The 13,426-nt window shown below is 45.9% G+C and carries 7 protein-coding genes; all 7 read right to left on the minus strand.

Going from position 1 to position 13,426, the window contains the following annotated elements; genetic code table 11:
• Positions 1-10: 10 nt before the first annotated feature.
• Positions 11-928: a carbohydrate ABC transporter permease gene (locus tag GQF01_RS27630; RefSeq protein ID WP_407945430.1), complete on the minus strand. Its 918-nt coding sequence runs from the start codon at positions 926-928 to the stop codon at positions 11-13.
• Positions 929-957: 29 nt separating this feature from the next.
• The gene (locus GQF01_RS27635; protein WP_161410176.1) at positions 958-1,896 is read right to left on the minus strand and encodes an ABC transporter permease; all 939 of its coding nucleotides are present in this window, start codon (positions 1,894-1,896) and stop codon (positions 958-960) included.
• A gap of 71 nt (positions 1,897-1,967) precedes the next feature.
• Complete coding sequence (locus tag GQF01_RS27640) at positions 1,968-3,446, minus strand: ABC transporter substrate-binding protein (protein ID WP_161410177.1); 1,479 nt, start codon at positions 3,444-3,446, stop codon at positions 1,968-1,970.
• A gap of 153 nt (positions 3,447-3,599) precedes the next feature.
• Positions 3,600-5,120: a response regulator transcription factor gene (locus GQF01_RS27645; protein ID WP_161410178.1), complete on the minus strand. Its 1,521-nt coding sequence runs from the start codon at positions 5,118-5,120 to the stop codon at positions 3,600-3,602.
• A complete protein-coding gene (locus GQF01_RS27650) occupies positions 5,113-6,936 on the minus strand; it encodes a sensor histidine kinase (RefSeq protein WP_161410179.1) in 1,824 nt (607 codons plus the stop codon). Before GQF01_RS27650 ends, GQF01_RS27645 begins: the two co-directional genes overlap by 8 nt.
• Before the next feature lie 82 nt (positions 6,937-7,018).
• Positions 7,019-8,974, minus strand: a complete 1,956-nt coding sequence (locus tag GQF01_RS27655) for a glycoside hydrolase family 127 protein (protein WP_161410180.1) — start codon at positions 8,972-8,974, stop codon at positions 7,019-7,021.
• 93 nt (positions 8,975-9,067) lie between these two features.
• On the minus strand, positions 9,068-13,420 hold the full coding sequence (locus GQF01_RS27660) for an Ig-like domain-containing protein (RefSeq protein WP_161410181.1): 4,353 nt from the start codon (positions 13,418-13,420) through the stop codon (positions 9,068-9,070).
• Positions 13,421-13,426: the final 6 nt, after the last annotated feature.

The following is a 13,426-nucleotide window of genomic DNA, read 5'->3' on the forward strand; positions in this document are numbered from 1 at the left end:
TTCGTCTGTATTACTCTTTCACTGCTCCGATTGTCAAACCTTGAATAAAGTACCGTTGGAAAAACGGATAAGCGAAGATAATCGGTCCCGTTGCAAGCACAACCATCGCCATTCGCGATGTGTCCTGCGGCAGCGATTGCAGCAAGCCCACACCAATGGATGGATTGCTTGTATTTTGCAGCAAGAACTGCATACTGTTCTCGATCCGCATAAGCATCGATTGCAAAGGCACAAGATTAGGTGAATCGATATAGAGAAGTGCATTAAACCAATCGTTCCAGTACCCTAATGTACTGAACAAGCCAATCGTTGCCAGTCCCGGAAGCGAAAGCGGCAGCACCAATTTGACGAAAATACCAAACTCACCGGCGCCGTCGATTTTCCCTGACTCAATAATCGCATCTGGCACAGAGGTGACGAAGAATGTCCGCATAATCATGATGTAAAAGGCATTTCCGGCAAGCGGCAAGACGAGTGCCCACAAGGAATCCTTAAGTCCCATCAATTGCGTAACAACAATATAGGTCGGTACGAGGCCACCATTGAACAACATGGTAAAAAAGGCGAAGAAACCGAAAAAATTGCGGAATTTAAAGCTTTTTCTTGAAATTGCATAAGCAAATGTAGCCGTCAATATCAAACTAACCAGCGTACCAACGACCGTCACTAGAATCGTGACCCCATAAGACATTAGCAATTGGTCTCCTGCTTTGAACAAATAACGATAGGCTTCGAGACTCCACTTCTCAGGAATGAGCCGATAGCCGTTGCTGCTTAGCGTCTTCTCATCCGTGAACGAAATAATCGTCACAAATAGAAACGGAAACACACACGCCAAAGCAAAGATTCCTGCAACGAGATTAAATAGGATATTCAAAGCCGGCGGTAATTTATGAAAATCACGATTTTTCATCGGTTTAGCCATCATGTTAAAGTTCCTCCTTTCTTAGCCATTCGTTAGAACAACGCATTATCTTTATCAAATTTTCGAACAATATAGTTGGAAGTCATAACGAGAATGAAGCCAATGACAGATTGGTAGAGACCCGCTGCTGTGCTCATTCCGATTTCACCGGTCGACTTGAGGCCGCGGTAGACATAAGTGTCAATAACATTCGTTACCGAATACAGTGTTCCTGAATCTCTTGGTACTTGTAGAAATAATCCGAAATCTGCATAGAAGATACGACCGATTGCGAGCAGCGTCAGAATGGTCATCAGCGGCTTCAGCATCGGGAAAGTGATGTGCTTGATTTGCTGCCATTTGCTGGCACCGTCAATCATTGCAGCCTCATAAAGGGACTTATCAATTCCCATAATGGCTGCCAAATAAACAACGCTGCTATAACCTACAGACTTCCATAAGTATACGAAGATAATAATAAGAGGCCAGTACGTTTTATCGTTATACCACCGGATCGGATCGACTCCGAACGCCGAGAGAATATGATTGAGCATCCCTTTATCAAAGCTAAGAAAGCTAAACACGAAGTACCCGACAATGACCCAGGATAAAAAGTACGGCAAGAACATCCCGGTTTGGTACAGCTTCGCCATCTTCTTGTTGACAATTTCCGATAAGACAATAGCTAATGCCACCGAAAGCACGAGCCCTGCAACGATGAAAACAATATTATACAGGAGCGTATTGCGCGTAATAATATAAGCGTCATTCGTACTGAAAAGGAATTTGAAATTTTGCAGTCCTACCCATTTGCTTTCTACAATGCTTGCCCAAAAGCCGTCTCTGCTATAGCGGTATTGCTTAAATGCGATCACCATACCGGCCATTGGTAAATAAGAGAAGAACAGGAACCAAAGCGTTGCTGGCAATGCCATTAGCAGCAGCACTCTGCTTTGTTTAACATCTTTTAGAAATGCTCCTATTCTATTCATAAAATCACTCCTCACGATAAGATTAAAAAGATCAGGCGAATGATTGACATTCGCCTAATCCGAATCCTATCTTATTTTTTGTTTGCTGCTTTCCAAGCATCGATCTGGCTTTGTGCTTCAGCAATGATTTTGTCCAGACCAGCTGCTTTGAACTTCTCGTTAGCTTGAGGAATGAATTTATCAGGATCAACGGTACCTGTCATCAAAGTTGCCCAGAACTCTTCTTTTACGTTTTGAACGGCAGCGATTTCAGCCGTTACTTTCGAAGGATCGAAGTTGAAACCAAGAAGTGGTGCCGGTACGCCAGTAGCATTAAACTTTTTGAACTCTTCCCATTTGTTCTCAGGATCTTTCTTGTCTTTGTACGTCAGTAGAACGTTACCAAGCGCGAAGGTTGGCATATCATAGTTTTTGGAATCCGGTAAGTTTTCCATTTTGTCGTTATCGAGTTTTTTGTAATGTACGCCTTCGATACCGGAATCAACCATATTGCGAAGAGTTGCATCTGTGTTCAGCAAGTTCAGGAACTCCATGGCTTTCTCTGGGTACTTCGAGTTTGCTGAGATCGCTTGCATGGAACCCATGACGGACCAGTTGTAGATCAAAGCTGGGCTAGCTGGCTTGGAAACAACAGGATAACCATAGCTTGCTGACCATAGGTTGTCTGCGAAAGGCTGATTTGTCGCTTTGTCCGCGAACCATTTGCCAGTCACTTGAACATCATTCAGAGAGCTTAGCGTTGCAGCTTCCGTAGGAATATAACCTGCTTTGTAGTATTTGTTCATCGCTTGAAGCGCCTGTTTCATTTCTGGTGTATCCAAAATGTTGATCACTTTATAATCCGGGTTGTTCACTTTCACAGCCATCGGCATTTTTTCAATCACATAGTCATAAGGCACATAAGGCATGAACGTTTTGTCCACGGCTAAGCCATAAACATTCGGTTCTTTCTCTTTAATCGCTTTCAGCAATGGCTCCAAGCTTTCGATTGAATCTACTTTATCGATATTCAAGTTGTATTTATCAACCAGGTTTTTGTTGAAACGCCATACATCTTGTGCAGGAAGCTCTTTATTCGCCGGAACACCGTAGTTGTGGCCATCTACTTTAGAGCCGTTCAAGAAAGCTGGGTCCAATGCTTTAACGATGCCTTGTCCATTTTTTTGGAGAAGCTCATCCATCTGCTTGAAAGCGCCTTTACGCGCGTTTTGCACATAATCGAACGCCCATGAAGACGTGAACATAATGTCCATAGGTGTACCTGAAGCCGTCATGACCTGCATCTTTTGCGGATAGTCGCCCCAATCAATCATGTTCATTTTTACCGTTACGCCAATTTTCTCTGCCGTGTATTTACTAACTTCAGCCATAACGCGGTCAACGTCTTTTTGCGGCGTTCCAATTGTGTACCAAATTAACTCTACTGGCTTATCTGGAGTGCCTGCCCCTTTCGTATCGCCAGCATCTTTGCTTCCACATGCACTAAGCACCATTGAAGCTGCAAGCGTAAGTCCAAGTGTTGCAACCAATCGTTTTTTAATCTTGCTCATTTGTGTATCCTCCCTATTTCGTGCTCTATTGTATACGCCCGAGGGGCTATATTTACAGTAACTCATGAAAGCATTTACAAATAGACGATAAATTAAATGTAAGCATGTACAAATCAAAGAAAAAACAAAAAAAGGACTGCACTCCAGTTTTCCCTAGAGCAGTCCTCTATAATCGGTTGGGGATATTCCCACATACTTTTTGAACTGTTTATAGAAATAACCGACTTCCCAATACCCGACATCTTTGGCAATGACATGAACCTTCAAATGCGTGGTTTTGAGCAGTTCCTTCGCTTTCTCGATTCGGTATCGATTGATATATTCCGTAAAAGACTCATTAATTTCCTTGTGAAATAGCTGTCCCAAATACACAGGGTGAATATGATAGTGCGCACCTAACATTTTGAGCGAAAGCTCATCCGCATACGATTCGTGGATATATTTCAGCACTTGCTGCACAATCGGACTTCGAACATCGGAAATTAGTAAGCCAACCGTCATTTCAGCCACTTCCATGATCGCTTTTTCCAGATCGTCGAGCGTCACAGAGCTCCTGATTTGTTGAAAAGCCTGGTTATACACGTCCTGATCTTCGGTGTGGCGGATCGCTTTCAGTTCCATTTTGAAATGAATCACCATCTCAAAAGCGATATCCTGAAAATCCTGCGGCGTAATTCCTGGCAAGGCCTGAATCCGCTTGAAATCATTTTGAATCTGCAGCCTTAAGTTTTCTTGATCTTTCCCCACGATAAGCTTGGCATAGGAGGACCAGTCAATGAGCGAGAAATCCACCTTTGGATGACCTTCGTGGAACTCTAATTCGCTTGCATCGATCATATAGAGCTCTGGGTAAACCCAGAAATACTCCTGTGCTTTCTTCGCGCTTGCGTAACTTTCTCCTGTGTGGTCAAGAAGCTGCTCTACGCTGCCTATCGTAATGCGGAGCACATGTTCATGAAGCTCGACTTGCATGTGCCGCAGTATATCCTTGAGCTCTATTCTGCCGCGATCAACATCATTCATCGTAGCGAGCAGCACGATATCGCCATCCATATCATAGAAAGACGTCAACCAGTCATAAGCTTCTACCCGCTGTGAGAGGGTATCCACAACCTCTGCCGCATCAGATTCTAGCCGTATTACGGCGACTGCCATATACGAGCAATCTAGATTGATGCCCAGCAGATCCGCTCGTTCGTAGAATTCCGTCGGAGCAATCTGATGCGTCAGCCACCGCTGTAAGGTGTTATCCTTCAAAATTTGCTTATTATAGGCTTGAACCAGTCGTGTCTCTTTAAAAGAGTTCAGCTTCTCAACGGTATTGAGAAGGGTTGCTTTGAGTTCTTTGATATTAATTGGCTTCAGCAAATAATTTTCGATGCCGAGCATCATGCCTTCTTTTAAATAAGTAAATTCATCGAATCCGCTGAGCACGATTACTTTCAGATCCGGATGGCGCACCCTGGCATGACGAATCAAATCAAGCCCATTCATTACAGGCATGGAGATATCCGTCAATAAAATGTCCACGGAAGTTTCCTGTAAGGCGTCCAATGCCTTCTGGCCGTTGCTCGCATTCCCGACAATTTCCAGCCCAGCTTCCGCCCAGTCGATGATGTCGTACAAGCCTTCAACAATAAATGGTTCGTCATCAACAATGAAAACCCTAAACATCGTAATCCTCCTTCCCGCCGTCGACAGGCAACCATACATCTATGGTCGTTCCATGCCCTGGTGTGCTTCGCAGCTCTACGCCATATTTGCTTCCGTAGAGAAGCTTCAGTCGTTGGTTAATGCTCCGCAGACCAAAAGACTCCTCCTCCGATTCCTCCGCTTGGAGGAATTGCTCAATCTCTTTCAAACGGTCCTCCGTTATCCCATTTCCGTTGTCGATCACTTGAACGTGCAGGAATTCCTCCATTTGATTCACCCGAATGTGCAGCTCATTATCGGTGCTCTCACTCCGCAACCCATGCACGATATAATTTTCAATAATAGGCTGCAGCGACATTTTCATGATACGAATAGGAGCCAGCTTCCGATCCCACTCGATGGCATACGTAAATTTATCTTTATATCGAATCTGAAACAGCTCTAGATATAAGCGGCAGGCTTCGAGCTCGTCCTTCAATGTGTACAGTTTCTTCTGCTGGACGAAACTTCGGAATAACGCCGATAAGCTGTAGATCATGTCGCCAACGTCATGAGCGCCTTGAGAAATCGCCCGCATACGGATCACTTCTAGAGTATTGTATAGGAAGTGAGGATTAACGCGGGCCTGCAGGGCTGTTAATTCCGTATGTTTCTGCTTGATATCGGCCTTATACACCCGGTCGATATATTGGTTTAATTCATCGATCATTTCGTTAAAGCTGCGGGAAATCTGGCCTAGTTCGTCCTCTCGAATGTCCTGAATCCGTGCGGTCAAATCACCTTGTTTGACCTTCCGTGTGAAGCGGATAATGAGGTTCGTTCGCTTAGCGACATTCAGCACAACGAGTGATGGCAGCAAAATCGCGAAAAAAATACAAACGGCACTAATAGAAAAAATCGTGCTCCCAATTCGCCACGAAGAAGCGGAAAGCTCCTCTTTGGGCATCAGGCCGACGACGATGAAATCCCCTTTGGCTTGTGTAAGCTTCGACACATAATTCGTTTTATTCATATCGCTGCGCTCGTACATCGCATTCACTTCATCCATATTTGGGTAAAGCTGTCCATAGTACCGATCAGAGGAGTCGAACAGTACGCCTCCCTCTGATGACAATACGAGAATCGTTCCCTTCAAATCTTTTTGCTCAGGGGATAACACTTTCCAAATACTATCGGAGCTGAAGTACACGAGCTGCTGACCTATATTTTTCAAAGTTTGCCTATCATTAATCGGTGATCGTACGGCATATAGGTGGTTGTCCCACTGATCCGCGGCTTCGCGCACCCAAATATTCGGCAGTGAGACACTTTTACTATCAAGCGCCATAACTTCCGGAATATAAGAGTGCGCCGCATCCGTGGTAATCATCCGCATCGGCCGATTATGGCTTAATACATATAAGACCTGCTGTTCCACGCTGTACAACATCACATTGCGAATATCCTCGTCATCTTCCACGTGGTTTTTGAAGTACTCCAAACCATCATTCCATGTACTGTTTCCGCCTAAATTATTCTGCTCAAGGCTATGCTGCACATATTCTTGAAAAGGATGCTGCAGCATGAAAGACACGCCAGCAGCCAGCGAACTATCCCGATATAATCCAAATAGAATCGCCTGCGCCGAATCATACTTCTGCCCTAAATAATTGTTCACATTCATCATGGCCTTCTTTTGTACATCCAGCTCACGATTGATCGCGGCTTGCGACATCGAGTGATACATGAAAAAGGAAAAGGAAATGATCGTAATAATCGTAATTAATGAGAACAGGAGCAGCAGTCTCATGAACAAGTTATTTTTCAAGTAAGCTAGGTAAATCTTCACGAACCCCATCAGACAATCATCTCCTGCTGTTAATCGGGTTCATTATAACATGTTGGGGGCCGCACAGGAAAACAGAAGGATTAGCCAGCCATCACTTCTCTTTTACCCAGACGGACATTTCACCGCGCCCCCTGTTGGCCCATGCATAATACGGAATAAACTTGGCAACAACCTCTTTCAGATGTGATTCCGCGCTGGCCATGTACAATTGGTCTCCCCATTCACTTGTTTCTAACCGATTGGCAGGTGCGGTGATGGTCTTTAGGCCGCCTAAAACCTCTGGCTCAAATTGAATCTGATAGTCCGGTTGCCGCTGCAAGAGCACTTGATGCAGATTCGGGCCATTGTCGGCTTCTTCCATGCAATACACAAGCGGTCCGCGTTGAAGTGCTACTTTCCCAATGGTTTCACGCACCTGAGGATGACCTGTCATCCGATGAACCGGCATCGAAAGATCTAGTTCTACGTGATCGTTTGGCTGCCATTTTCTCTGGATGTAGGCGTAGCCATTCTCACAAACATCAGAAAGTGACACCGATTCATTTTGAACCATCAGCTTCGCCTCCCGGCACCATTTTGGTATGCGCAGCGCTAAGGTGAACTCAGTCTCCTGCTCGACATCTATGTGAAAACGAACATGCCCTTCCCAAGGAAATTGCGACTCCTGCTCAATCTTTACCTGCTGCCCCTCCATATCCACAGTGGCTTGATTGCCAATATACAAATTCGCATAGATTGTTCGTCCTTGAATGTTATACACATAATGACCTAACGAAGCTAGCAAACGCGCAATATTCGGTGGGCAGCAAGCACACCCGAACCATCCTTGCCGCTCTGCCTTCACATGATTCACCGTATGATTCTTCCCGATGGCATCCGGCCACACTTCTAACGGGTTCACATAGAAGAATCGCTTCCCATCACGTGACATTCCACTGATGACGGTATTGTAGAGAGCTTGCTCCATGACATCCGCGTACTCGCTTCTTGCCTCAATTTGCAGCATGCGCTGAGCGAAGAAAATCAAACCAATCGAAGCACAGGTCTCTGCATAAGCTGTATCGTTAGGCAGATCATAATCAAGCGAAAATGCCTCGCCATATTCCATCGAACCAATTGCACCAGTAATATACATTCGCTTACTGACAATGTTTCTCCATAATCGACGGCAAGCATCAAGCAGTTCAGCATCCCCTGTTTCCGCCGCTACATCAGCCATCCCCGTGCACATATAAACGGCGCGAACCGCATGCCCCTCTGCTGTGTCTTGATCACGAATCGGTTTATGAGCTTGACTGTAAGCACGGTCATGAACAATATCTAACGCTGGGAAATGGACCTTTCCATTCCGGCGATGATACTCCATTTCATAAAAGCTCGGCTCTTTCCCTCTTTCATCCAGAAAGAACTGACTTAATCGCAAATATCTCTCATTCTGTGTGACATTGTACAGTTTTACAAGCGCTAACTCAATTTCCTGATGCCCGTCATACCCATTCAATTGGTCCGGCCCTGCCCCGAATACCTGGTCTATGCAGTCAGCTAGACGGCAAGCCACATCAAGCACCTTACTCTTCCCAGTCGACTTGTAGTAAGCAACGGCTGCTTCAATAAAATGACCCGCACAATACAACTCATGACACTCGGCAAGATTCGTCCATCTATTCTCAGGTTCTTTGAGCGTAAAGTAGGTGTTCAAGTAGCCATCCTTCTGCTGCGCTCTGGCAATAATATCGATGACCTCATCCGTCAATTGTTCCAAAGCTGGGTCCTTGCTTGTCTCCAATAAATAACTTACAGCTTCTAACCATTTCGAAACATCGCTGTCCTGAAATACCATGCCATAGAACTCGCCAGACTCCAATCCAGCTGCAATTTTAAAATTTTTCATCGCATGGCTTGGCTCTGCTCCCTCAATTCGGTCATTCAACGCTTCCCATTGATAGGGAACAACAACTTCACGAACCAAACGGATATACTCGGACCAGAAATCATCCGTAATCTGAATTTGTTTGAGTGGAACAGGTCTTGCAATGGACAAAGTCATGTATGAGCTCCCCTTTGTTTTCCTAATAGGATCAATAAAAATCACAGGTAGACCCGCCATCCTTAGATGACAGGTCTGCCCTGCTGCAATCGATTATTCCTGAGTTAACCAGTCATCCAGAATCATTCTTGCCACTGCCGCAAGCACCTGAATGTCAATAACACCTCTGTGATAAATATCTGCTTTCTCAATTAGAGGCCAGTCCGCATCCGTGGACTTCGTTCCGTAGTACTTAGAAATTAAGGACAAGTCATTCAAAGTAATCCTTGTTTCACCAGGGATTAATGTAAGGAATGTGGTCATGTACGTTTGTACGGCAGCTTGCAAGCTGATTACTGCTGCGTCCACTTGACCTTGCGAAGAAGATGAGCTGTTAGCAATTGCTTGAGCACTGCTGATTGCTGCCTGCAAGGCTGATCTCGCTGCTGCTGGATACGAACCGATCGTTGTGCCTTCCTTCGTCGTATCAAGCTTGGTTTGTGCTTGCGTAATTGCTGCGTTCAGTGCCGCTGTATCGACGTTTTGAGTATTAACTGTTAGTTGGAAGGTATGAGTGGCGCCTTCTACAGTTCTACCTACACCGTCTTTCGATATTTCGAAGTCAGAGATGTACACGCTAGTTGTTACCGTCTCGCTTACTGCTTGAGCACGAGAGTGCACGGTTAAAAGCGGGCCAGATTCGCTGACTTCGTTACTCGATCCCTCACCAGCCATTAGGATCATAATTTGGCCTTTATCCGCTTTTACACCTGTATCCAACACTCGGAAATTGGATCTTACGGCGCTGAGCACATTGTCTGCCAACGACAGCGTGCCGTTGTTGTTCGTTTTTGTTTCGAATTGTACTTTGCTTGGGTCGTAATTCAGCACCAAATTCAAAGTCGTGAAGCTGGTACGCAGTTTATTCACCCCAATGCTCAGATCAAAACTCTGAGAGCTGCCAACGGAAGAAGGACCCGTTAATGTCGCTGCCGTGGTACCTGCTGATAGGACCGTTACATTCGCTTTTGCTTGAACAGCTGTTCCTTGAACTGTACCATTGACAGCAAATGTGCCCTCTTGTGCATACTTGGCTGGGTCAACCGCATCCCACGTGACATTGACACTCGATGTTGAGGAATCGCTATACACGGCTGTTACAACAGAGGGCAGTACTGGAGCTGTTCCCGCTTCTGTAGTGACTTGAAGCTCGTTAATGCTTGCAATTTGCTTCCCTTGATAGAGGGTCTGAACTTCTTGTGGACTCTTATCCAAATTATAGATTTGGAAATCATCCATCACTCCGCCTTTTAATGCTGCGCCATCCGAATAACCGCTAACGCCAATTAGTTTAGGGTCGTTAGTTGGCGTGATGCTATTCAGAGCTCCCTCAACCACTACCTGCTGGGCAGCACCATTTTTGTAGATAGCGCTTTGCTTGGTAACGGAGTTAAAGGTGAACGCAACATGCGTCCATTCATTTAATGGGAAAAAGGTATTCGGTGTCTGAGCGACCTTGAATAAGTTCGTCCCGTCAATCATCATGACAATCGCGCCATTGAGTGTAATGAAGAAGCCTTGACCCGCATAGTTGCCACTTGGCTTGAACCATGCGACAACTTGTTCGCCGCTAATGCTGGCTGTGCGCTTGAACCAGAAGGAAACCGTAATATCCGCCGGCTGCAAATCTCGGCTGGTGCCGGCGTCAATTTTGCCGCCGTTCAGGTTCAATCCAGCGCCGTCATGACCTCCAGCTACCCAAGCAGCCGATCCTCCCGCCGTCGTTTTCAATGTCCCGGTATTCCCTTTATTTGACGAATCCGTTAGCGTCGTTCCGCTGCCCTCGTCAAATTTGTACCAGAGCATTAAGTCTGTTCCTGCCGCCGGGCCTGGTGTTACAGTCACATTCGCTACGGCTTTCAGCGTCGTACTTGCCACCGTTCCTTCCACCGTGAAAGTTCCTGCTTGTGCATACTTCGCAGCATCAGGCTGCTCCCATGTGACCGCAACATAATCATTGCTCTGATCAGAGTAGAGAGCTTTCACAGTACTTGGCAAGAACGGCGCTACCCCCGCTCTGGTAGAGACAGAAACTGGGTCGATGCTTGTTAAAGTCGGCGTCGCAATAACCGTTACGATCGCCATTGCTTTCTCAGATGTACTAGGGACTACACCGTTTACAATAAATACATTGCCGATTGTAGAGAACTTAGAAACATCTACAGGATCCCAAGTAACTGCTACTTTCGTCGTCGTACCATTTTTGAGAATGGCTGTTACGGAAGTTGGTAATTTCGGTGATTTGTTTACTACAGCATCAAGTGTGATACATGGAATACTAAGAATGTCGAGTGGATTCTCGCCTGTTGTGTGTAAACGCAGAACCGTTACCGAATATTTAGGCAAACTATAGTCGAATAACGGACTTACCGCAGAGATTGCCTTTGTTTGCGGGGCAACTTTTGTTGGATTCGCTAACGAGTTTTCGTCTGTCAAAGCGTTAGCAGCAAGTACCGTTTCCGTTCCTTCCATGGATAGGTTAGCAGCGTTAATCCCATCTAAATGAATACGAGTGTTTTGTGCGGCACTAGAATTGTTTACTAGTTTCACAACAATATCGCCAGTTGTAAGGTCCTTGCTGACGGCCGAATAGACACCCGCTAGGGCACTCGCATTAGGTTTGGATAGTGTGCTAGGCAGTACATAAGAGCTCTTGCTCGTGTTGCTGCTAAATATTTTCTGAACCTGATAAGACGTCGTTCCATAGGACTGTGAGTTATTAAAGAAAATGAGATCTGGCCACCATTGTGTGTACGTATTTCCTCCTGCGCTTCCGAGCTTGGCAAAAGTTGGTGCATAAGAAGCGAACTTCACAATGTCCCCATTGCGCTCTAAACCGGTCATATACGCCGCTTCGGCAAGCGCGCCTTTCATGGAGTTGCCCGTATTGCCATCCCCATTATTGGCTGCGCCAGCATCATTTTTCACCGCATATTCGCCTACAAATACTTGCTTGGAATTACGGTCATAACTATCATACCTGTTGGTGTTGTTCAGCATAAAGGAGGCATTCGTGTAATAATGCTCATCGATGACTTCCGCTCGGCCTTTCCCTTTGCTTGGGTCGTTCATCCAATTCCAGCCTGCGGCTACATCCGCACTGCCGCCAGTTGAAAAAATGAGATTCATATACGGATATTTGGCTTTGATCGCATCGTAGAACAAGGGATATCGATCATAATAATCCTGTCCCCAATGTTCGTTGCCAAGGCTCATATACTTCAGATTGAACGGAGCCGGATGCCCGGCAGCAGCGCGCTTAGCGCCCCATACCGTGGAAATATCGCCATTGGCATACTCGATGAGATCTAACGCATCCTGAATGAAAGGTTGAATTTGATTCAGCGGTGTATTAGGACCACCGACCAGAAATTGCTCTACCATGCCGACGTTAACAACCGGCAGCGGCTCCGAACCGAGATCCTCAGCCAACTGGAAGTATTCATAGAAACCTAAGCCGCCCGATTGATTTTGAGTTAGCGCAGCCCCTTTCTCACCCCGGTTTGCCGTTGACCAGAAGTTGATGTTGTTAGGACGCTCTGCTACATCCCCAATGGTGTTTTTCCAGTTGTACGCATTGGCCATATTTTTACCGCCAACAATAGCGCCGCCTGGAAATCTTAGAAATTTGGGATTCATATCAGCAAGCATTTGCACAAGATCCGGTCTAAGCCCACCAGGACGATTTTTCCATGTTTTCTGCGGGAACAGAGAAACCATATCGATATCCATCCGGCCGATATTTTTTGTTTTTATAAACAGCTTTGCATTTGTTGCAGAACCAGTCGCTTGAATCGTTGCCGTGACCTTTTGCCAGGCGTTCGTAACCTCAGAACCAGCAATTTGCGCTTCCCCATAGGATTGTGTCCCTGCCTGGTCCATGATACTGACCGTCAGAGGTTCCGCTAACGCATCACCGCTGCGCAAGTACACGGAGAAATCGTAATTGTCTCCATTCTTAATGGCCATGCCGTCATAACCATCATTAGAGAAGCCAACGCCATCACCAGGCGCAGTGACAGTCAGTTGCAGGTAAGTGGGATTTTTCGCATTTAAGGGCGCTGTTTTCTGTGCGGTAATCGTGCCAGTACCCGCTCCAGTTTGTATCAATTTCCAGGCAAAAAGGGGCGCAGGTGTGGAATTAGCCGTACTTCCCGTAGCGGATAGAAATTCGAATGATCGGTTCTCAACAAGCTCGGCATATAGCCCTCCGTCACCAGCGTAGTTAATATCCTCTAGAAATATCCCGTTTAAGTTCGGGCTTATGGTGGCTCCACGCTGCGCTGTGTTTACATCCAGTTGGTAATCAACAGGGTCGGCTGCAAGAACCGTTCCGGTGGATGCTATCATAGGAGCCGCAATCACGAGAGACATGAATGCCGAACATACTTTAGTCAAAAGTTTCACGCTACA

The organism is Paenibacillus silvestris (assembly GCF_009882985.1).
GTDB classification, from domain to species: Bacteria; Bacillota; Bacilli; order Paenibacillales; family NBRC-103111; genus Paenibacillus_E; species Paenibacillus_E silvestris.